The organism is Glutamicibacter mishrai (assembly GCF_012221945.1).
GTDB lineage: Bacteria > Actinomycetota > Actinomycetes > Actinomycetales > Micrococcaceae > Glutamicibacter > Glutamicibacter mishrai.
Genome location: NZ_CP032549.1, coordinates 2,591,949 through 2,612,772, shown reverse-complemented (window position 1 = coordinate 2,612,772; position 20,824 = coordinate 2,591,949). Strand labels below are relative to the sequence as shown.

At 61.3% G+C, this 20,824-nt stretch carries 17 protein-coding genes; 7 read left to right on the top strand and 10 right to left on the bottom strand.

Going from position 1 to position 20,824, the window contains the following annotated elements:
* Positions 1 to 39: 39 nt before the first annotated feature.
* Positions 40 to 273: a putative quinol monooxygenase gene (locus D3791_RS12275; RefSeq protein ID WP_246242074.1), complete on the top strand. Its 234-nt coding sequence runs from the start codon at positions 40 to 42 to the stop codon at positions 271 to 273.
* A gap of 10 nt (positions 274 to 283) precedes the next feature.
* Here the strand turns inward: D3791_RS12275 and D3791_RS12270 are convergent, their stop codons facing one another.
* The 5 genes from D3791_RS12270 to D3791_RS12250 form a co-directional block, all read right to left on the bottom strand.
* Positions 284 to 1,654 carry an NAD(P)/FAD-dependent oxidoreductase gene (locus D3791_RS12270; protein WP_172512377.1) on the bottom strand — a complete coding sequence of 457 codons (1,371 nt, stop codon included), beginning with the start codon at positions 1,652 to 1,654 and terminating at the stop codon, positions 284 to 286.
* A gap of 152 nt (positions 1,655 to 1,806) precedes the next feature.
* Positions 1,807 to 2,739 (bottom strand): 4-(cytidine 5'-diphospho)-2-C-methyl-D-erythritol kinase, encoded by a 933-nt coding sequence (locus D3791_RS12265; RefSeq protein ID WP_172512376.1) that lies wholly within the window; start codon positions 2,737 to 2,739, stop codon positions 1,807 to 1,809.
* Between the two features lie 2 nt (positions 2,740 to 2,741).
* Entirely contained in the window at positions 2,742 to 3,626 is an 885-nt protein-coding gene (gene rsmA, locus D3791_RS12260; RefSeq protein ID WP_172512375.1) for a 16S rRNA (adenine(1518)-N(6)/adenine(1519)-N(6))-dimethyltransferase RsmA, read from the bottom strand.
* Between the two features lie 99 nt (positions 3,627 to 3,725).
* Positions 3,726 to 4,880: a resuscitation-promoting factor gene (locus D3791_RS12255; RefSeq protein ID WP_281350597.1), complete on the bottom strand. Its 1,155-nt coding sequence runs from the start codon at positions 4,878 to 4,880 to the stop codon at positions 3,726 to 3,728.
* A 287-nt stretch (positions 4,881 to 5,167) separates the two neighbouring features.
* Positions 5,168 to 6,127, bottom strand: a complete 960-nt coding sequence (locus tag D3791_RS12250; RefSeq protein WP_246242072.1) for a TatD family hydrolase — start codon at positions 6,125 to 6,127, stop codon at positions 5,168 to 5,170.
* Between the two features lie 209 nt (positions 6,128 to 6,336).
* Between D3791_RS12250 and D3791_RS12245 the strand changes: the two genes are divergently transcribed.
* From D3791_RS12245 to D3791_RS12235, 3 genes are read left to right on the top strand one after another with little or no spacing between them, the layout of a single operon-like run.
* Positions 6,337 to 7,299, top strand: coding sequence for an AAA family ATPase (locus tag D3791_RS12245; RefSeq protein WP_172512373.1), 963 nt, complete (start codon positions 6,337 to 6,339; stop codon positions 7,297 to 7,299).
* 10 nt (positions 7,300 to 7,309) lie between these two features.
* The gene (locus tag D3791_RS12240) at positions 7,310 to 8,635 is read left to right on the top strand and encodes a DUF58 domain-containing protein (RefSeq protein WP_172512372.1); all 1,326 of its coding nucleotides are present in this window, start codon (positions 7,310 to 7,312) and stop codon (positions 8,633 to 8,635) included.
* A complete protein-coding gene (locus D3791_RS12235) occupies positions 8,632 to 11,061 on the top strand; it encodes a transglutaminase TgpA family protein (protein WP_172512371.1) in 2,430 nt (809 codons plus the stop codon). The genes D3791_RS12240 and D3791_RS12235 overlap by 4 nt, the downstream gene beginning before the upstream one ends.
* A gap of 73 nt (positions 11,062 to 11,134) precedes the next feature.
* Here the strand turns inward: D3791_RS12235 and D3791_RS12230 are convergent, their stop codons facing one another.
* Positions 11,135 to 12,622 carry an NAD-dependent succinate-semialdehyde dehydrogenase gene (locus D3791_RS12230; RefSeq protein WP_022874949.1) on the bottom strand — a complete coding sequence of 496 codons (1,488 nt, stop codon included), beginning with the start codon at positions 12,620 to 12,622 and terminating at the stop codon, positions 11,135 to 11,137.
* Between the two features lie 136 nt (positions 12,623 to 12,758).
* Entirely contained in the window at positions 12,759 to 13,619 is an 861-nt protein-coding gene (rsmI, locus tag D3791_RS12225; protein WP_425483107.1) for a 16S rRNA (cytidine(1402)-2'-O)-methyltransferase, read from the bottom strand.
* Positions 13,620 to 13,687: 68 nt separating this feature from the next.
* Here rsmI and D3791_RS12220 point away from each other — a divergent pair, with 68 nt between their 5' ends.
* Positions 13,688 to 15,298, top strand: a complete 1,611-nt coding sequence (locus D3791_RS12220) for a dolichyl-phosphate-mannose--protein mannosyltransferase (RefSeq protein WP_172512369.1) — start codon at positions 13,688 to 13,690, stop codon at positions 15,296 to 15,298.
* 78 nt (positions 15,299 to 15,376) lie between these two features.
* The gene (locus D3791_RS12215; protein WP_172512368.1) at positions 15,377 to 17,218 is read left to right on the top strand and encodes an AMP-dependent synthetase/ligase; all 1,842 of its coding nucleotides are present in this window, start codon (positions 15,377 to 15,379) and stop codon (positions 17,216 to 17,218) included.
* A 64-nt stretch (positions 17,219 to 17,282) separates the two neighbouring features.
* Here D3791_RS12215 and D3791_RS12210 read toward each other — a convergent pair whose 3' ends face one another.
* Together D3791_RS12210 and D3791_RS12205 are read right to left on the bottom strand one after the other, a co-directional pair.
* Positions 17,283 to 18,758 (bottom strand): TIGR01906 family membrane protein, encoded by a 1,476-nt coding sequence (locus D3791_RS12210; protein WP_172512367.1) that lies wholly within the window; start codon positions 18,756 to 18,758, stop codon positions 17,283 to 17,285.
* Between the two features lie 181 nt (positions 18,759 to 18,939).
* Positions 18,940 to 19,326 (bottom strand): DUF3499 domain-containing protein, encoded by a 387-nt coding sequence (locus tag D3791_RS12205; RefSeq protein ID WP_172512366.1) that lies wholly within the window; start codon positions 19,324 to 19,326, stop codon positions 18,940 to 18,942.
* Positions 19,327 to 19,422: 96 nt separating this feature from the next.
* Here D3791_RS12205 and D3791_RS12200 point away from each other — a divergent pair, with 96 nt between their 5' ends.
* Positions 19,423 to 19,887, top strand: coding sequence for a metallopeptidase family protein (locus tag D3791_RS12200; protein WP_172512365.1), 465 nt, complete (start codon positions 19,423 to 19,425; stop codon positions 19,885 to 19,887).
* Here D3791_RS12200 and D3791_RS12195 read toward each other — a convergent pair.
* The gene (locus D3791_RS12195) at positions 19,878 to 20,810 is read right to left on the bottom strand and encodes a COX15/CtaA family protein (RefSeq protein ID WP_172512364.1); all 933 of its coding nucleotides are present in this window, start codon (positions 20,808 to 20,810) and stop codon (positions 19,878 to 19,880) included. The two genes, D3791_RS12200 and D3791_RS12195, sit on opposite strands and share 10 nt — an antisense overlap.
* Positions 20,811 to 20,824: the final 14 nt, after the last annotated feature.

Below are 20,824 nucleotides of genomic sequence, written 5' to 3'. Positions count from 1 at the left end.
GGGCGCCTTATATGCTCCAGCCAATCAGAAGCAGATACCGTGAATCAGCTCCTGCCTGCCCACGTGCAGCTCACGACGGCAGAAGCTGGCTGCCTCTCGTTCCACGTGACTCCCACCGAGGATCCTTGGATTTGGAATGTCGCCGAAGAATTCACCGATCCGTCAGCCTTCGAAGCGCATCAGGTGCGGGTCCGCGATAGCGCGTGGGGCCAAGGAACCGCCGGCATCAAGCGCGAATATCGCATCGACGGTTTGCCGTCTGCCGCCCGGTAGCCCGCTCCCCCTATGGTTTGCCGGTGATCTTATCGGCGATGAGGGCCAGAGTTGACGACTTTTCCCGGCCCTTGAGCTCGCTTCGATCCGCTTGGCCGTAGGCGGCATAAAGCCCTTTAGTGGCCAGCCATCGCAGCGGCTCCGGCTCCCATTTGCGCACCTCATGATTGACCCATGGCAACCGGGTTAGCCCCGTCTCCTGCCCCAAAATCAAGTCGCGCAAGGTCCTGCCGGAAAGGTTGGTGGTGGCCACACCGGTGCCGACGTACCCGCCGGCCCAGCCGATGCCGGTCTGCTGATCCAGACCCACAGTTGCTGCCCAGTCACGTGGCACACCGAGCACACCGGACCAGGCATGGGCAATTTTTGCCTGTTGTGTTTGCGGGAACATCCGTTGCAGGATTTCTTGAAGCCCAGTGATGGTGCTCTGCGGTGTCTGTCCATCCATGTCGGTGCGCGAACCATATTTGTAGGGCACTCCGCGTCCGCCAATGGCAATCCGGTCATCGGCGGTGCGCTGGGCGTACATGTACACGTGGGCGTAGTCCCCCAGCACTTCGCCGGCGCTCCAATTCAATTCATCCCAGACGGATTCAGGCAATGGTTCGGTGACGATCATCGAAGAGTTCATGGGCAGCCACAATCTCTTGTGGCCGGCCAACTGAGCGGTGAAGCCTTCGGTGGCGCGGACGATATACGTTGTATTGACCGTTCCGCCATCCAACTCGAGTTGCCGAGGACGGATTGCCTTGACCCGCGTATCTTCATAGATTTTCACGCCAAGACGTTCTACGGTCTCGGCGAGTCCGCGCACGAGTTTTGCTGGATGAATTCTCGCGGCGTGCGGATGCCACAGGGCCGCGCGGGTCCCGGCGACGTTGATCTTGTTTAGCGCCTCGGCTGATTCCAAGAGCATGGTTCCGGTGTGTTCCCAGGACTTGTTCGCCTCCGCATGGGCGCGAAGGCGCCGTTCCTGTGCCGGCGTGTAGGCGACTTCGAATTCTCCGCCACGAAGAATATCGGCATCGATGGATTCGGCTGCGCAAACGTTGATGACTTCATCTACGGTGCGGTTCATGGCCAGCTGGAAATCGTTGATCTGCTGGACCGAATGCGTTTTGAGGTAGTGGTTCGCGCCTGCGGTGATGGTGTTGGTCAACCATCCGCCATTGCGCCCGGAGGCTCCGTAGCCAACGTGGCGGGCTTCGAGAATCGCGATGTCCAGGTCCGGATTGGCCTTGGCCAGGTAGTAGGCGGTCCACAGGCCGGTGAACCCGGCTCCCACGATAGCGACATCCACGGTGCTGTGCCCGCGAAGTTTCGGCCTGGGCTCTGGGACGCCGATTTGTTCCCACCAATGCGATACCTGGCCATTGAGCATGCGTGGACCACCTGAATTCCCTAAATGAATCGCTTTCAATTAGCGCTTGGAACTCAGCCTATGAGCAGTCTTATCGCACGACAAGAGCAATCAAGGAAGTTAACTTTGTGGTTACACGCAGCGATGGCGGGTTCACTTGCTCCCGCTGGGCCCTACTCGCTGAGGGTGATACGTGCACCAGCAGCAGGTGCAGTGACATCAATGGTGGCAACGCCCACCTCGTCGCCGAGCTGGGCCATCACTTCTTCGGCGTGCTCGCCATCGCGCACCAGCAGGGCCAAAGTCGGCCCGGAGCCCGAGACCATGGCGCGCAAGGCGCCAGCGCCTTCGGCAAGATCCCGCATAGTGCCCAACTCCGGAGCCAAGGCCAGCGAGGCCTGGGTCAGGTCATTGGCAAGCACCTGCGCCAAGGCCGGAGCGTCGGAGGCCATCAATGCCTCGATGACCGCTGGGTCGATTTCCTTCGGAACCTCGATGTCCATGCCGGAGCGCAGGCGATCCAGCATTCCATACACCCGTGGCGTGGACAATCCATAGCTGGCAGGAATCAGTACCCAGTGGGTTTTGGCACGGGTTAGCAAAGGCGCCAGCTGGTCTCCGATGCCCAGGCCAATGGCTGCGCCGCCCATCAGCGCAAAAGGCACGTCCGCTCCGAGCCGCGCACCCAGGCGTCCCAGTTCCTCGCGGTCCAGATGGGTCTGCCACAATTCGTTGCAGGCGACCAGGGTGGCAGCGGCGTCCGCAGATCCTCCGCCCATGCCGCCAGCGATGGGAACACGCTTTGTGATGTGCAGGTCGGCGCCCAGCGTCGTCCCGGTGTGCTCGCGCAGCAGCTGGGCGGCCTGGTACACGAGGTTGCCTTCGCCCAGCGGAAAGTTTTCAGGGTCGTGGACCACAGGCGAATCAGGTTCAAGGCTCAGCTGCAGTTCGCCATCGGTACGCAGCGTGGCTTCGATTTGCTCGGTCAGGGATACCGCAACGTAGAGGCTTGCCACTTCGTGGTAGCCGTCTTCACGTGGTGGGCCCACTCGGAAGTAGCAGTTGATCTTTCCCGGGGCGGTGGCGATAACGCGCTGTTGTGCCACGGTTAGCCCTCGCTGTCTGCTACGTCTGCAGGAACTTCTTTGGCTGCCCGGGCGATATTGATGTACTGCTCGATATCAAGCTTTTCGCCGCGTTCCTTGGGATCGATTCCGGCGGCCACCAAGATCTTTTCAGCGCGGGTGCCCGAACCGGCCCAGCCGGACAGGGCGGCACGCAGGGTCTTGCGACGCTGGGCGAAGGCGGCATCGATGATGGCGAAGACTTCCTTGCGGTCCGGAGCGTCGCTGCGGTCCTTGTCGCGGGTGAAGCCAACCAGCCCGGAGTGGATTTTCGGCGCTGGCCAGAAGACGTTCATGCCGATCACGCCGGCCTTGCGCATGGTGCCGTACCAGGCGCCCTTGACCGATGGGACTCCATAAATCTTGTTGCCCGGCGTAGCGCTCATGCGGTCGGCTACTTCGTCCTGGACCATGACCAGGCCATTGCGAATGCTCGGGAAGTGTTCCAGCAAGTGCAGGACCACCGGTACTGCGACGTTGTATGGCAGGTTGGCTACCAGCGAGGTCGGCTCCCCCGGCAGCTCGGTGACCTTCATGGCATCACTGAGGATGACGGTCAGGTCATCTTCGCGGCCTGGCCGGAACTCGGCCATGGTCTGCGGCAAGCGCTTGGCCAGCGGCGGGTCGATTTCCACGGCAACGACTTTGGCGGCCGCATCCATGATGCCAAGGGTCAGCGAACCGAGCCCCGGACCTACCTCCAGAACTGTTTCAGCTGGGTCGACATTGGCGGCGGCGACAATGCGGCGGATGGTGTTCCCATCAATCACAAAGTTCTGCCCCAAGGTCTTGGTAGGGCGGATTCCCAGCTCTTCGGCTAGTCGACGGATTTCGGTGGCCCCAAGCAGCGGCAAAGATTCCTTAGACATCACAAGTCCAATTCTAGTTCAGTCAGTAAGATCCAAACATAACAACGCGACGCGTCCACCGTGATGGTGAACGCGTCGCGTTGTTAGGCTTCTTAATTTCTAGCGCAGGCCCAGCTTCGACGAGCAGGCTGGCCAGTGGCCCCAGCCACCGGAAGCGCGAAGCTTCTCAGCTGCTGCAATCTGTTCCTGAGGGGTGGCCTGGTGTGGCAATGGCGCATACTTGGTGCCGCCCACTGCTCGCCATGACGAGGCCGAGAACTGCAGGCCGCCGTAGTAGCCATTGCCGGAGTTGATGGACCAGTTTCCGCCGGATTCGCACTTAGCCAGCGCCTTCCACGTTGCGGAGATATTGCCGGTGTTGGTCGAAGGCTTCGAAGAGGATTCTTCCTTCTTCTCTTCCTTCTTTTCTTCTTCCTTGGTGCCCACGCGGATTACTTCAGCGACAGGTTCCTTGGTGACCTTGGACTTGAGGACTTCTTCCTCGCCCTTCTTGCCGTTGCGGGTTTCCTGGCGCAGGGTCAGTTCGCGTTCGCCCTTTTTTCCTTCGGTCTTGACCTCGGTATCGCCCTTATCCAGGGACTTGTCCTTGACTTCCTTGGTCTCGAAATCGATGTCGCGGGTTTCGTCCCAGGTCTTAATGTTGACCTCGATGACCTCAACCTCTGCGCCAGCGTCGATCGCGGTGCTGTCCTTGACGTTCTTTTCAGTCTCGTCGTCAACCTTGACGTTGATTTCATCATTGTCATCAACCTTGATTTTCTGCTCGGCGAGCAGTTCCTTGACGGTCGATGCGGTGGTGGAGATGTCCTTCTTCTTGTCGCCCACAATCAGGGTGAAGTCTTTAGGAGTGATCACTTCGAAGTCGTCACTCAAGGCGGTCAACTGCATGTTTTCGTCAAGGGAGACCTCGGATCCCTTTTCGAGATCCAGCTGGTTGACAACGTCAGCCACGGTCATGCCGGTGGTGTGAACAACGCGTTCGGTGCCGTCAACGGTCACCTCAACGGACTTGTTGCGCTTGATATCAATCTTCTGATCATCAGAAAGCTTCGAATCGAGACCTGCGGAGATTTCATCGCGTTCATCCAGAGAGATCTCCTGCTGCTCCAGCAGCGCGCTGACAGTCGCAGCGCGAGTGCTGACTTCCTGGTCTTCTCCATCGACGGAGATGACTACCGACTTCTGGCCAGCAACATAGAACACGGCGCCGGCGATAACCACGGCCACGGCGAGCGCCTGAGCCAGGTATTTCACCCAGCTTTTCTTGAGCAAGTGAGTCACGGTAGTGAGATCCCCATCGTTTATTGGCCCAAGCCCCGAAAATATTTCAGTCATTCGCATCGAGCCCAGCAGCACATGCTGCCTACTTATCAATCAGATTCATGCCGTCTTTCCCGGACGCAACGATGTGCGAGGATCAGGCTGCCAAGGCTTTCGCCGCCCCATAAAAAGGCAGGAAGAACCTCAAACATCTCATCCACCGTAACCGAATTGTTATATTCATGGCAAGTGTCCTGTAATGAGAGGCACAGCTCGCGGGTCTAGAATGCTCCGTACACTTCACGGGTATTGGCATCGATTTGTTCGCAGAATTCGGCAAGCTCCACACCCTTGGTTTCTGCCATGAACCTAGTCGTATAAGGAATCATGTAGCTCGCGTTGGGCCGTCCACGGAATGGATGCGGCGTCAAGAACGGGGCATCTGTTTCCACGAGCAATAACTTCGGGTCCGCCACGTCCAGTGCGGCACGCAAGCCATGGGAATTCTTGAAGGTCACTGTTCCGGAGAATGACATGTACCAGCCATGGTCGTTGCAGATTTCCGCCAATTGCTCATCTCCCGAGAAGCAATGGAATACGACTTTCGGCGGCAATTGGGAGCTTTTGAGGATCCTCACGACATCATCATGCGCATCACGGTCGTGGATCTGGACAGCCTTGCCCTGCTCCACGGCGATCCGCAGGTGTTCGCGGAATGAGTGTTCCTGGGCCTCGCGCCCATCTTCGCCAGTGCGGAAGTAATCAAGGCCGGTCTCCCCCAAGGCTCGCACGCGAGGGTCCGAGGCAAGTTCTTCGATGCGATTCAAGGCATCGGCAAGTTCACTGCGCTCGGCAAGTCGTGCCGCGTCGTTCGGATGGATGGCCACCGCAGCCAGGATATTAGGGTATTCATTGGCCACCTGCACTGCATATTCAGAGGAAGGGACATCGCAGCCGACCTGGATCAAGCCTTTGACTCCTACTGCGGCAGCAGCTGCCAATGCGTCAGCGGCAGAGACCTTGACCGTGCCATCAAGGAAGTCCAGATGGGTGTGGTTGTCGACCACCGCAACCGGCAGGGCTTCCGGCGCTTCGGGATAGTGCAGGTTCCGCTTGCTGCCGCCATGTTCGTTCTGGGACTTGCGCGCGCGCCCTTCAGGACCGGTTGAATCCTCGACTTCACTGGGACGGTAAGCCTCAGGAACACGGGTGATGTCGGTGTCCGACTTCTTCTTTGACACGGTAATCCTTTTCGTTCGTTCACTGCTGCCTGCTGCTTGTTTTATTGTGTCACCAACACAGAGTTCAGCCCCAATCATCCTCCCGCTCGGCCAAGATTAGACTCTTCTGTTGGACAAAAGATCCCCATATGATAGTGATCAAGAGTCTTTTGAATGCCTCAGGATGCGAAGTGTCTCGCGGCTGACCCATTGCGCAGGAGGAACTTCGAATGAGTGCGAACCCGACGATGCCATCGCTGGATTCAACGTTCCAAGCGAATTGCCAACGCATCTTCGATGCCGTGCAGAGCGTGATCAACGGAAAACCCGAGGCCATCACGAATGCGCTGACGGTGCTTCTGGCCCAAGGCCATCTGCTGCTGGAGGATGTTCCCGGCGTGGGCAAGACCATGCTGGCAAAGTCCCTAGCCAAAAGCGTGAACGGGTCCGTCCACCGCATCCAGTTCACTCCCGATCTGCTGCCCAGCGACGTGACCGGCGTATCAGTCTATTCGCCGCAGACCCATGAATTCACGTTCCATCCCGGCCCGATTTTCGCCAATATCGTCATTGCCGATGAAATCAATCGCGCCAATGCAAAAACGCAATCAGCGTTGCTTGAATGCATGGAAGAAACCCAAGTAACGGTCGATTCGATCACCCACCCGCTCGAACACCCCTTCATGGTGGTTGCGACCCAGAACCCCATTGACTCCGAGGGGACCTTCGCGCTGCCCGAAGCGCAACGCGATCGCTTCATGGGCCGGATCTCCTTGGGATATCCGCAACGTGAAGCCGAGATATCCATGATCACCGGGCACCATCATCACGAGCCCTTGGAAACGTTGGCCTCGGTCTTGCAACTGGCTGACCTGCAGCAGATGATCGAACAGGTCAGCTCGATCACCGTTACCGAACGGCTGAGTTCCTATGTCGTGGACTTGGGCCGTGCTTCGCGGAATCATCCGCACATCGAGCTCGGCGCTTCACCTCGTGCCCTGATCCAGTGGGTGCGGGCCGCCAAAGCGCACGCTGCGATTAATGGCCGCGACCATGTTCTGCCCGAAGACGTGCGAAGCGTGGCCCAAATGGTCCTGAACCACCGGTTGATCCTTACCCGACGCGCACTGGCTGATGGGGTGGACGTCCAAGACCTCATCCAAGAACTGCTCTCCAGCACCCCCGTCAGCTAGCTGGCATCGCATGGAGAAAACACCTCGCTTCGACTCCCGCAATGCCTTGTCGTGGGTTCGCTCGGAACGATCGACACCGGCCACGTTGCGCAGGCTGCGCCTGGACCTGCTCACGGTGCGCGGATGGTGCACCCTGGGCGCCGGGGCCCTGCTCATGTTCTTCGCCTATCTCTTCGGACGGCACGAGCTCATGGCCCTGGGCATCAGCCTGATCGTCTTGGCGGCTGTTAGCTGGGGACTCGCGCTGGGTCTTCGCGGGCGCACAAGAATCCAGCGGCAAGTGCTCTCCACGGTGCCTAGCGTGGGTGAAGTGTGCAGGGTGAGGCTGAGTTGCGCGGAATCGGCAACCATCCAAGAGCGGCTTCCAGAGAGCTTCGGCCCCGGACCCAAATTCGAGGCACCGGGAGGCTTGGACTACGAACTGGTCTTCGGCACCCGCGGCATCCACCAGCTCGGTCCCGCGCAGCAAATCGTCTCGGACAGCCTGGGCCTCATCCAGGGGATGGTCAACACCGGTGAAACCATGGATGTCCCGGTCCGCTCCGAACTCATTGATCTGCACCGCTTCGCCTCCCTTGGCGAGCAGATGCTTACCGGCGACGCCCGGCACTCGCTCAGCACCACCGCGGATTATTACGACGTCGCCATTCGCGACTACCAGCAGGGCGATTCCATCCGCCAGGTCCATTGGAAGGCCAGCGCGCGGCAAGGCAAGCTCATGGTCCGACAGGAGAATCATGTCGCCACCGCCCAGGCGCTGCTGATCCTGGACACCGCATTCGATCATTGGTGCCACAGCGGTGTGGATCTTCGCCTGTCCATCCCCGCCGGGGCGAAGGAAGACCTGCCCAGCAGCCGTCGTTTTGAAACGGCCTTATCCCTGGCCAGCAGCATCGGGCTGTGCTACGCCTCCAGCGGCTACCAACTATCTGTCCGTGATCTCAGCGGCGCGCCACTGATCAGCGAGCATCCGCAAGCAACCTCCGATGTCGCGGCCCAGTCGAACTTCGAATCCTTCCACGCAGCTACCGCGGTGCTAGCACTGAGCACCGGCGGGACAGAGATGGCCGCCTCGGAAATCTTCGGCGACGGCTTGCACAAGGAATTATTGGGGTACCGGGACGAACCGGTCATCATGATCCTGGGAGAGCTCACCATGATCCAGGCTCGATGGCTTGCCACCTTGGCGCGCACGGTACGCCATGCCGAAATCTTTATTCTGGTAGCGCATCCGGAACGATATTCAGACGTGCACCAGGAACTGGCCGGAACCGGGTGGAAGATCCATCTGATCCCGGCAACCATGGGCGCAGAACAGATGTGGGGCGGAGCATGAGCATCAAGCTAACCGACGCCCCAGCACCGAACCGGGCCGGCGATCCAGAAGGACCGGGCATGAACCACACACCGGTAGTCGAGAATTTCCTCGCGCGCGTGCTGGCCTCGTTATGCATGGCGGTGGCGGTCCTTGCAGGGACAGCATCACTCACCGGTGTTGTCGAGGGCAGTTCCTGGTTCCCCTATCTTCTACTGCCCATCACCGCCATGCACCTGGCGGCCGGGGCAATACGAAGCGTTCGAGCCCTGCGCTGGCTGGCGCTCCCGGCTGCCATCCTCATCGGCATTCTCGCTATCGCCAGCCACGACGCGATGACCGCCAATACCTACGGTTTTTCCACCGCGCAATGGTTCTCCTCCGCATTATCCGAGGCGGGCATCCAGCTGGCCACCCAGGTTCCGCCAGTGGCCAGCTCCATCTACGTGGACTTCGCCATTCTGGTCTTGGCGCTGGGCGTGAGCCTGGTAGTGGAATTGCTTTCCAGCTTCCGGCGCACCGCCTTGCTGGTCATCATCCCGCTATCGTTCGCCCCGATTATCGCTTCCTTGTTCAAGCAAGAGGGCGCGGGCATCGGCTACCTTGCACTGCTGGTTCTGGGGGTATTGGGATACGCGGCTTTGGTGCCGCGCATCTTCGCCAAGCCCTTGCCTCGCGCCAGCGGAGTTCGTCTGCTGGAGCCGAAGACCCTTGGGATCTTCGGCCTCACAGCCCTGGCCTGCGTGGGGTCCTTGATCGCCGCGAGCATGTGGATGCCGGGCTTCCGCACTGGGATGTTCCCCGAAGGGCAACGCCCATCCGGAGACCTGCTCGCCAATAACGTTGATCCGCTGATCAATCTGGGACGAGATCTTCGCTCCAACGGGTCGGATCCATTCTTAACCTATTACACCAGCGCCGAGCAAGCGCCTTACCTTCGCACCCAGGTCATCAAGGACCTGACCCAGGAACGCTGGGAGCCCACCGAGGGCCTCTTCCATTCCGATTACTACGGCGATGTCGCGGTCAACAACGATTTCACGTCGTTCGGCAGCTCCGAAGAAGTACTGCAGATGACGTGGCCCAGAGGCAATAGCAATCCGCTGCTGCCGCTTCCAGACCGAAGTTACCTGGTCAATGGAATTGTTGGCGATTGGCAGTGGACCCATGAAACCTCTATGGCCCGGCTCAGCGGCGACGCTCTAGGAGCGACCAACGAAATTTCGGTCGCCTACGCGCAATTGGACATCACCCCGGAGATGATCGACTACCTCGCACAGCTAAACCTCGGAGCGAATGACTTCATCAATGATGACTACACCCAGCTGCCCCAGGATCCGGAGAATGCACTGCAGCCGTTGCTCAGGCGCACGCTCCAAGAAGCCTACGGGCAGGAGGGCACACCAAGCAGCGATTTGGAGAAGGCCGTAGCACTCCAGGAATTCTTCCGTTCCGGGAACTTCGTCTACTCCGAGCGCACTCCCCTGCGCGAAGGCTACGACGGAGCCAATGCCGAAGTAGTCAAGGCATTCCTTGACCGGCGCCAGGGCTACTGCGTCCACTTCGCCTCGGCGATGGCATTGCTCGCTCGAGAAGCAGGGATTCCCTCGCGGATTGCCGTGGGCTACGCGCCCGGTGAAGCCACCGGAGAATCCCTGGTGGTGGATGAATCCGAAGAAGCAGGAGCGCTGGCCAGAGGCCTGGAGACCGGGACCGAACTGACCGGCTACAGCGTCAGCGGGCAACAGGCCCATGCCTGGCCTGAACTCTACCTTGACGGCATCGGCTGGGTTCCCTTTGAACCGACCCCCGGCCGTGGCTATACCCCGACCTATGCGCCGGAGCCGACCGCGTCCGCTGCGCCAGCAGAAAGCACAGCACCTGAAGTGCCCACCGCGCGCAGCACCCCCACCCGCTCCGCCGCGCCGACTCCCACCCCGCAAGCTACCGAGGGGACGTCGGCAAGCGAGGCAAGCGGTGCCTTCTGGCTGATTCCCCTGGTGGCCCTCGTGGCGGTTGCAGGACTGTGCATTAGCCCGTGGCGCCGGCAGCGCACTCGGCAAAGGCGGCTGGAGCTGGTTCGTTCAGGCACTCCCGACGCGGCACAAGCGCTCTGGGCCGAGCTGCTGAGCATCGGAATGGATGCAGGAACCAAGGCGGGAGACCACGAATCGGTCGGTGATTACCTGGTGCGGCTGGCAGAAGATCATCCGCAGCTTGTCGAACCATTGCGGTTGCTGCAAAGCGCCATCGAGCAAAGCTTCTATGCCTCGCGTCATCCGCAGGCGCACGATGCCCCGATGCTCTTAGACGCCCTGCACGAGATCGAGCACCAGTTGCGAAGCGAGTTGCCCTTTGGACGCCGGATCCTCGGTTTCCTCTTCCCGCGTTCCCTGGGCTCTGCCCTGGGGCAGCGGACCACCGTGAAAGATGCCGCAGATCATTAATCCTTAGGACAGTTCGAGCCCAGCCAAATGGCTGGGCTCGAACTGTTTCTGCGGCATCCTTGGATGCTTTGGATTACTTCTTTGCTGCGTATGGATCGGCGATGCCGATGTACTGCACGGTGGTGTACTCGGCCAAGCCTTCTGCGCCGCCTTCACGGCCAAGGCCGGACTGCTTAACGCCGCCGAATGGTGCTGCGGCATTGGAGATGACACCGGCGTTGAAGCCGACCAGGCCGAATTCGATCTGCTCCGAAACGCGGAACATGCGGTTGAAGTCCTGCGAGTAGATGTAGGAGGCCAGACCGTATTCGGTGGAGTTGGCCAGCTTGATGGCTTCTTCTTCCGAGGTGAAGGTGGTGACCGGTGCTACCGGGCCGAAGATTTCCTGGGTGAGGATCTTGGCGTCGTTAGCCACATTGGCCAGCACGGTTGGCTGGTAGAAGTAGCCTGGGCCCTCAACTGGAGCGCCACCGGTGACGGCGGTTGCGCCAGCGCTGACGGCGGCCTCGACCAGTGCGTGCACTTCGTCGCGAGCCTTCTCTTCAACCAATGGGCCAACGGTGGTGTCGGCTTCGGTGCCACGACCTGGCTTCAGGGCCTTCATGGCTTCGGCGAACTTGGCGGTGAATTCTTCAGCCACATCAGCGTGAACCAGGAAACGGTTCGCCGCGGTGCAGGCTTCGCCCATGTTGCGCATCTTGGCAGCCATGGCGCCTTCAACAGCGGCATCCAGATCAGCGTCTTCGAAGACGATGAACGGCGCGTTGCCGCCCAGCTCCATGGAGGTACGCAGGACCTTGTCGGCGGCGTCCTTCATCAGCTGCTTGCCCACTGGGGTGGAGCCGGTGAAGGAAACCTTGCGCAGGCGGTCATCCTGCATCAATGGGCCAGAGATCTTCGAAGCCGAGGAACCCGAAACAACGTTCAGCACGCCGGCTGGAAGGCCGGCTTCCATCATGGTGGCGGCGAACAGCTGGCTGGTCAGCGGGGTCAGCTTGGCTGGCTTGAGCACCATGGTGCACCCTGCGGCAACAGCCGGGCCGACCTTGCGGGTAGCCATGGCCAGCGGGAAGTTCCATGGGGTGATCAGCAGGCATGGGCCTACTGGCTTGTGGTGGACCAGGACCTTGTTCTTGCCCTCTGGGGTGGTGACGTAGCGGCCGTAGTGGCGCACGGTCTCCTCGGAGAACCAGCGCAGGAATTCGGCGCCGTAGGTCACTTCGCCGTAGGCCTCGGCCAGCGGCTTGCCCATTTCCAGGCTCATCAGCAAGGCGAAGTCATCCTTGCGTTCGGTGACCAGATCGAAAGCGCGGCGCAGGATTTCGGCGCGTTCGCGAGGAGCGGTCAAGGCCCATTCGGCCTGTACTGCATCCGCGGCATCCAAGGCGGCCATAGCGTCTTCGCTGGTGGCGCTGGCCAAGGTCAGCAGCTTTTCCCCGGTGGCTGGATCGAGCACGTCAAAGGTGCCGCCATCCGAGGCGTCGCGCCATTCGCCATTGATCAAAAGACCGGTTGGAACCTTTGCAAGCAGTTCTGCTTCACGCTGGGCAGTGATCGACATACGCGCATCTCCTGAAACTCTAAATGAAACTAATCGTCGTTGATGCCTACGCTATTCTCGGCACAAGTGAACTGTAAATCGCCCTGTGCACTATAAAAGCGCAGATTCATTGTGCAATCAGCCTATGCGAATTTCGCTATTTATCCGCTTCGTGACGTTCGGCCAGAACAGCCTCATAAAGATCGCGTTTCTTCACTCCGAACTTTTCGGCCACCTCAGCCACCGCTTGCTTCATTCGAGTGCCCTGCTCCACCAATTGCGCAACCTTGGGTAACAACTCTTCTACGGTGGCTGGCTCGGCTTCCTCGGCACCGTGGATCACCACCACGATCTCGCCGCGCACGCCTTCTTGCGCCCACTGCAGCAACGAGCCGAGCGAGTCGCGCCGGACCTCCTCGAACTTCTTGGTCAGTTCGCGGGCCACGGCCGCCTGGCGGTCCTCGCCGAAGGCTTGGACCGCGGCTTCCAGGAAGTCAGCCAGTCGGTGCGGAGCTTCAAAGAACACCATGGTGCGCTCTTCGGTGAGCAGCGAGTCCAGCCGCTTGCGCCGCTCCCCTGCCTTGCGCGGCAGGAATCCCTCAAAGGTAAAACGACCTGTGGGAAGACCGGAGAGCGAGAGCGCCGTGAGCACGGCGGATGGGCCCGGTACTGCGGTGACGCGGATTCCGGCGCTGAGTGCTGCTGCCACCAGCGGGTAGCCCGGGTCGGACACCGCGGGCATTCCGGCATCAGAGACGACCAGGATCGTGGCACCCTGGGCGGCTAGGTCGATGACTTCCGACAGCTTGTGCGCCTCATTATGCTCATGGAGGCTCATGACCTTGGCGGTGATCTTGACTCCCAGCGCGTGGGCCAGGTGGTGGAAGTTCCTCGTATCCTCCGCGGCGATGATATCCGCGGTGGCCATCATCTCCCGCAAGCGCGGGGATGCGTCGGATAGGTTGCCAATTGGGGTAGCGCCGAGGACGATGACGCCCTCATTCTCTGAGATCTGCACATTCTTAAGCCTACGCGAAGTACGAAAAGCCCACATTCCACCCTTTACGCCGGTAGCATGATCTGGTGATGGGCATCTCGACTTTCAACTCCGCGGATACTGGCCACGTCCGCTCAGCGCGTCAGGCCTTTACTTTCGAGAGCCTGAAACAGCGGCTTCTCCCCACAGTTGCACTCAGCGGACCGCTGATGTGGATCATCCCTTTGGCGGTGACCCTGCTGGCTGGGCTACTGCGCTTCATCAATCTGGCGCACCCGCACCTGCTGATCTTCGACGAAACCTATTACGTCAAGGACGCGTTCTCGCTATTGCAAAGCGGTTATGAACGCGAATGGGCCGATGACAGCGACGCCCAGTTCATCGCCGGCGATCCGCAGCTGTCCAACGATTCATCTTTTGTCGTCCATCCTCCGCTGGGCAAGTGGCTCATCGGCTTGGGGATGCTGCTCTTCGGCGACTTTAATGGCTTCGGCTGGCGATTCAGCACAGCGCTCTTCGGCACGCTCTCCGTGCTTCTGGTGACCCTGTGCGCCCGGCTGCTCTTCGGCTCGCACACCTTGGCTGGCATCGCTGGACTGCTCATGGCCATCGACGGCCACTCCATCGTGATGTCCCGTACCGCGCTGCTGGATATCTTCCTCATGTTCTTCGTCCTGGCAGCGTTCTACGCGCTGCTCAAGGATCGAATCCAGGGACGCACCCAGCTAGCGAGAAAACTCTCGGTGCCGCCGGGCAACAGGCCCGACGAGTTCCTGCTCGCCAATGGCCCGATGCTGTGGTGGCGCCCTTGGCGCCTGGTAGCAGCCGTGATGCTCGGCGGAGCTGTCGGCATCAAATGGTCGGCGCTGTCCTTCGTTGCCGTCTTCTGCATCCTGGCGGTCCTCTGGGATTTCGCCGCACGGCGCACCGCGGGCATCCACCGCTGGCAGCGCTCGGCCTTCATCCGCGACGGAATCTACTCGTTCTTCACGATGATCCCCATCGTCTTGCTCACCTACCTGTCCACGTGGACCGGCTGGCTGGTCACCGCTGGCGGGCGCTACCGCCAGTGGGCCGTGGAGAATCCCGGGGAAGGCATCAGCTGGCTGCCGGCCCCGCTGCGTTCGCTCTGGCACTATCATCAGGCCGGCTACGAATTCCACACGGGGCTCAGCTCGGAACATGGCTGGCAGTCTTCGCCATGGACCTGGCCCTTTGCCGGCCGTCCGGTGCTGTTCTACTTCGAAGGCTATGACCAGGGCGTCAACGGCTGCGATCTGAAGCGCTGCACCGAAGTGATCACCGACCTGCCTAATCCGCTGTTGTGGTGGGCCTGCTCGATCAGTATGTTCCTGTTGATCCTGTGGTGGCTCGGCGCGCGCGATTGGCGGGCAGGAGCGATCCTTTCCTCCGCCGTGGCCGGTTTCCTGCCCTGGCTGATGTACCCGGAACGCACAATGTTCTTCTTCTACACCCTGCCGCTGGTTCCGTTCATGGTCCTGTCGTTGACGTATATGATTGGCAGGTTCATTCCACGTGAGCCGAATACCGGGCTCATGTACCGCTCGCGCATTATCGTGGTCACCCTTGTAATAGCGTTATTCCTAGTCACTTCGGCCTTCTTCTGGTCGATTTGGTCCGGGCAAATGATCGCGGATGAACTCTGGCGTCTGCACGTGTGGATCCCCAGCTGGGGCTAAGCCGTCAAGCTCATCGGTGCTTGAAGCCATGAAATAGGCCACTTTGACGATTTTCGATTCCCGAAGGATTTAGCTTCCATGCAAGAAGTAACCGTCGAGCTGCTCACTGAATTAGCGCCAGAGTTCAATACGACGAATCTTCTGATCGACCGCGTCGCCCGCGGCGCAGATCAACCCCTGTTCAGCGTGCAGCGCGACGGCTCCTGGCACGACGTCAGCGCATCGGACTTCCTCACCGATGTGAAGCGCCTGGCCATGACCTTGATCAATGACGGGCTGCAGCCTGGCGACAAGGTCGCAATCGTCTCGCGCACGCGCTACGAGTGGGCGCTGGCAGAGGAAGCCATCTGGTTTGCCGGTGGTGTCTCGGTGCCCATCTACGAGACCTCCAGCCCCTTCCAGATCGAATGGATCCTGCGCGATTCCGGAGCCCGCGTCGTCTTCGCCGAGGATCACGCACTGCGCGCCAATGTGCGCCAGGCCGTCGCGCAGCTGGGCGAAGAGGTCCGCATCCACATCTTTGAAGGCTACGATCAGGCCGATAAGTCGCTGATCCCCTCAGCAGGACTGCACCAGCTGCTGGTTGATCCGCAACGGGTCAACGAAGAGCTCATCGAATCCCATCGGACCAGCATGAGGCTCGAAGATGTAGCCACCATGGTCTACACCTCGGGCACCACCGGCCGCCCCAAGGGCTGCAATATGTCCCATTCGAACTTCGCCATGGTGGCCCATAACCTGGCCGGGCATATGCTCGATATCCTCGGAGACCAGCGCCGCACGCTGATGTTCCTGCCGCTGGCCCATGTTCTGGCGCGCGCCGTGCAGCAGACCTGCATCCACGGCGGATCGATCATCGCCCATTCCAGCTCCATGGCCAATCTGGTCCAGGACATGGCTGCGGTGAAGCCCGGATTCCTCTTGGCGGTGCCCCGCGTCTTCGAGAAGATCCGCACCACCGCCCTGGCCACTGCCGAGAGCAGCGGCAAGGCCGACTTGTTCTTGAGGGCCGAGCAGACCGCCATCGAGGTCTCCAAGATCCGTGACGCCCGTGCTCGCGGCCAGAAAGCGCGCATGCCGCTGGGCCTGCGCGCCCGCCACGCGCTGTTCAACAAGGTCCTCTACCCGAAGCTGCGCGGCGTCTTTGGCGGCGAGTGCGGCTATGCGATTTCCGGAGCCAGCGCGCTGAACCAGGATCTGGCGCATTTCTTCCGCGGCGCCGGCATCGAGCTGGTGGAAGGCTACGGACTGACCGAGACCACTGCGCCTGCCACGGTGAACCAGGCCTCGCGTACCCGGGTAGGCACCGTGGGCCGTCCTATCCCCGGTACCAGCGTCAGGATCGCCGACGACGGAGAGATCCTGATCAAGGGCATTGGCGTCTTCTCCAGCTACCACAACAACCCCAAGGCCACCGCGGAGGTCTTCGACGCCGATGGCTACTTCAAGACCGGTGACACCGGCGTCCTGGATGAAGCCGGATACCTGAAGGTCACCGGCCGCAAGAAGGAATTGATCGTCACCGCTGGCGGCAAGAACGTTTCGCCTGGCCCGCTGGAGGAAATGGTCCGCGCCGGCCGCATCGTGGCCCAGTGCGTCCTGGTCGGTGAACAGCGACCGTTTATTTCCGCCATGGTCACCTTGGATCCCGAGGAGCTGGTGCTCTGGGGCAAGGCCAAGGGCCTTGGCGATTTGTCCCTGGCGCAGGCAGCGGTGCATCCCGAGGTCATTGCCGAAGTCCAAAGCTATGTGGACACCGCGAATCTGACGGTGTCCAAGGCCGAGTCCATCCGCAAATTCGTGGTCCTCGATGAGGAATTCACCGAAGCCTCCGGACACCTGACCAATTCGCTCAAGCTCAAGCGGCAGACCGTCCTGGACCAGTTTGAGGAGCAGATCCAGGCCTTGTACACCAAATAGCATCACGATTAAACAGTTCAGGCGCCGCTTTCGCGGCGCCTGAACTGTTTAATGGCGTTGCTGGCTAGTTGCCGATGCCGAAGGCCCGTGCCTCCTGGCGAAGCCGGGAGGCCTCTCGGCGGCGTCCGGTCGGCCAGCAGCTGACCAGCACGATGGCGATGGTCGCCAGGACCAGCACGGCGATGCCGATGGCGCTGTCCATCCAGAACTGCTCCGGGTACAGGCGGATCAGGGTGTCCCTGACGCTGAAGGTCCAGGATCCTTCGGAGAAGAACAGGGCGTGGAACTGGGTGAAGAAGGTTTCCCAGCCCAGCAGCGCGGCCACCGCGAGCGCGGCGATCATGACCAGGGTCAAGATGGCCCCGGAGAACAATGCCCGGCGCACTCCCCCGGCGTAGCGCTTGGCCAGGTACCAGACGCCGATGACCAGGATGAGGGCGAGGACCGCGCCGAGGATGTAGGCGAAGCCGATCAGGTTCTTCACGTCGACCATATGCTGCACCTCCCCGTCGGTGAACATCGCCGATCCGGTGGAAAGCTTGAGCCCGGCCAGGTATTCGGGTCCGGCAAAGTTGTTCAGGTAGTCCACGCCGTAGCTGCCGTAGGTCAGGCGTTCGGCATCGGTGAAGCCGAAGCTGTCGCTGGGGAAACCCGGGCGGGCATAGGACAATGCCAAGAAGGCCGGGGTGGCGATCAGGCGGATGGCTGCGATCAAGGTCAGCAGCGGGAAGGCCAAAGCCACGATGACCTGTGCGGTGCGGCCCAATGGCGGCTTGGAGTTCAAGGCGCGTTCCCGGGCGACCCGGCGCTGGACTGCGGCTTCGGATCGTTCGGGCTCTGGCTCATAGCTGCCGAAGACCCGGTTGCGTGCCTGGGCGACGGCTGCCTTGGTGGTGGGCAGCGATCCGGTCTTGGGCGCTACCGATACCGGCGGTACTTGCTGGGCGGTGTTCGTGCCCTGGTCCTCCACCTGTGGCTGGACACTGGTGGCCGGTGCTGGCGACTGGCTCTTGGCCTTCTTCTCGGCTTCGATCTCGTGTGGCAGCTTAATGGCGCGGATCACGTCTTCTACTGGTTCTTTGGCTTTCGGCTGGGCAGCTGGTTTCGCTGCTGCTGGTTTTGCTGCTGCCGGCTTGCTCGCGGCGGCAGGAGCCGCGGTTTTGGCTGGGGCGTCTTGCTGCGCAGGCGCGGCAGGAGCGGCCTGCTTGGCCGGTGCAGATTTCTGTGCCGGCGGGGCCGCGGGGGCTTTGGCCGCTTCCGGCTTCTTGACCGTGGCCTTGGCGGCTTCGGGCTGTGCAGGAGATTCGGTCTTGCCGGACATGGCTCGCCGGACCGCATCCTTGCGGGCAGCTTCCTTGGCAGCGGCTTCCTTGGCCGCTTCAGCCTGCGCCTGGTTCTTGTGGGCTTCCAATCGCGCAGCAAGCTCTTCAGCTTTTTGGCTCAGCGATGCCTTTGGTTTTAGCGCTCCTTCAGGGCTAGCCGATGCGGGCTGGCCCGCATTTCCTTGCCCTCCGGTAGGGTTCTTCGCCGCCTCAGCCATGAGCAAACCTCCTGCAATTCGCGCGATGGTGTGATGTTTTGGGGTCAATGGCAAGCCGCTGAGGGCTCACGCGCCTTCAGCATATCCACCGGGACGGCACATGCGACGGATTACCACACCTAAAACACGTTTCGGCTAGGACACAAGCTGATATGCCCGCAAAAGGTTCTTCGAGCGGAGCTTACTGTTCCTCATCGGGCAGGACGGCCAAACGGACGCGGGAATCGAAACGCTGGCCCCGGTTATCGCGGGCCCGCACCGAGTCCACCGGGGAGCTGGAGGCGTGGCGTGGTTCGCGGGACTGCGGCTGCTTGTCACGCACCGCATCAACCAGGGCATTGAGTTCGTCTTCGGGTTCCAGCACGTCAGGCATGACTCCGCGAATCAGGTTCCAGCCGCTGGGCACGGTCAGGCGGTTGGCGTGCCGTGCGCACAGGTCGTAGCAATGCGGCTCCGGGTAGGTCGCGAGCGGACCCAGCACTGCGGTTGAATCCGCGTAGACGTAGGTGAGGGTTGCACGAGCTGCTTCACGGCAAGCTGGGCGAGAACAAAGACGAAGACCTTCCACGCGCTCTATTCTACTCGCGGCATGCTCGCTAACCGGGGATCTAGGGGTGCTTGCGGGCCGATCCGCCCTGGGTATCGAGCCAAGCGATAGGCTGGGATGATGAACTCCAAGTTGCCGGATCAGCCCAGCGGGCCACGGCGCAACCGCCATGGCCGGGGACGGCGCGGGCCGCTGGTGCCGATGCACCTGCCTGCCTACCGCTCCCGCCAGGAGCGATTCGACGACGCGGTGATGGCCAGCGCCCAGCGGCTGTCCGAGCGATGGGCGCAGAAGATCGAGATCATCGACTTCCTGATTGAGCCGGTTCCCAGCGACAAGCTGATCAACCAGGCCCAGGCCATCGGCGACCGGATACCTTTGGCATCCTCCGTGCCGGCGACAGCCCATGAGCGGGCCAAGATCATCATCTTCCGGCTGCCCATCGAGCAGATCGCCGACAGCCCCGGGGAATTGCTGGACCTTGTCCACCAGTGCATTGTGCACGAGGTGGCGCAGCTGTGGGTCAAGCCGATCAGTGAGGTCGACCCGTCCTATTTCCCGGACGACCCCGACTACGAGTGAGCCCGGGCGGCCACCGTGCGCTGTGGCGCGTGGGTGGCCAGCATCAGGCGGACCGCTCCGATCCAGACCAGCGCCGAGCCCACCAGGTGGCAGACCACCAGCAGCTCGGGAAGGTGGGTGAGCGCCTGCACGATGCCGATCGCACCCTGGCCGGCGAAGACCAGCACATACATTGTGGCTTTGCTCGAGACATTCGGAACCTGTTGCTGGTTCGAGGTGCGCCAGATGACCAGCGCCATCACCAAGGCCAGCACCGCCGCCACGGCATGGACCACGGTGATGCCCAGCCAGTCAAAGCCCATGCGCGGCACATCGGCAGAGTCCCCGGCATGCGGGCCGGAGCCGGTGACCGCGGTGCCAAGGATGACCATCACGGCGTTGATCGCCAGCATGCTGGTGCCCAGCGTCTTGAGCTGCGGGGTGCTCTCCGGCTGCTGCTTGGCCGTCAGGTTCTGGGTCTTATCCCAGGTGATCGCCGCCGCGGTCAGCAGCAAGGTCGCGGCCAAGAAGTGCCCGGCCACCATGAACGGGTTCAGCTTCACCCAGACGGTGACTCCGCCGATCACGGCGTTGAGCACGACGAGCCAGAACTGCACCCAGGCCCAGCGGGTAATGCCTGGCACCGGTTCGCGTTGCAGCCGGGCTGCGATGATGACCCATCCCACCGCGGCGCACAGCACCGTGGTGAGCAAGCGGTTGGCGAATTCGATGGTCGCGTGGATGCCCATTTGCGCCGTTGGCGCCAAGGATCCGTCGGTGCAGGCCGGCCAGTCCGGACAGCCCAGGCCTGAGCCGGTCACGCGGACCACTCCTCCGCCGACAATGATCAAGATGGCAGCGACCATGGCGGTCAGGCTGGCAGCGCGCAGCGAACGGCGCTCCAGGGCGATTCGGCTGGCGAGCCAGCCGAAGGGGGTAACCATAAAACTATTCCTTG

Bases quoted from the DNA above. Each gene is read 5' to 3' on its own strand.
- D3791_RS12270 (WP_172512377.1), bottom strand. From the start codon at position 1,654: ATGCTCAATGGCCAGGTATCGCATTGGTGGGAACAAATCGGCGTCCCA.
- rsmA (WP_172512375.1), bottom strand. From the start codon at position 3,626: ATGTCTAAGGAATCTTTGCCGCTGCTTGGGGCCACCGAAATCCGTCGA.
- D3791_RS12245 (WP_172512373.1), top strand. From the start codon at position 6,337: ATGAGTGCGAACCCGACGATGCCATCGCTGGATTCAACGTTCCAAGCG.
- D3791_RS12240 (WP_172512372.1), top strand. From the start codon at position 7,310: ATGGAGAAAACACCTCGCTTCGACTCCCGCAATGCCTTGTCGTGGGTT.
- D3791_RS12235 (WP_172512371.1), top strand. From the start codon at position 8,632: ATGAGCATCAAGCTAACCGACGCCCCAGCACCGAACCGGGCCGGCGAT.
- D3791_RS12230 (WP_022874949.1), bottom strand. From the start codon at position 12,622: ATGTCGATCACTGCCCAGCGTGAAGCAGAACTGCTTGCAAAGGTTCCA.
- D3791_RS12220 (WP_172512369.1), top strand. From the start codon at position 13,688: ATGGGCATCTCGACTTTCAACTCCGCGGATACTGGCCACGTCCGCTCA.
- D3791_RS12215 (WP_172512368.1), top strand. From the start codon at position 15,377: ATGCAAGAAGTAACCGTCGAGCTGCTCACTGAATTAGCGCCAGAGTTC.
- D3791_RS12210 (WP_172512367.1), bottom strand. From the start codon at position 18,758: ATGGCTGAGGCGGCGAAGAACCCTACCGGAGGGCAAGGAAATGCGGGC.
- D3791_RS12200 (WP_172512365.1), top strand. From the start codon at position 19,423: ATGATGAACTCCAAGTTGCCGGATCAGCCCAGCGGGCCACGGCGCAAC.
- D3791_RS12195 (WP_172512364.1), bottom strand. From the start codon at position 20,810: ATGGTTACCCCCTTCGGCTGGCTCGCCAGCCGAATCGCCCTGGAGCGC.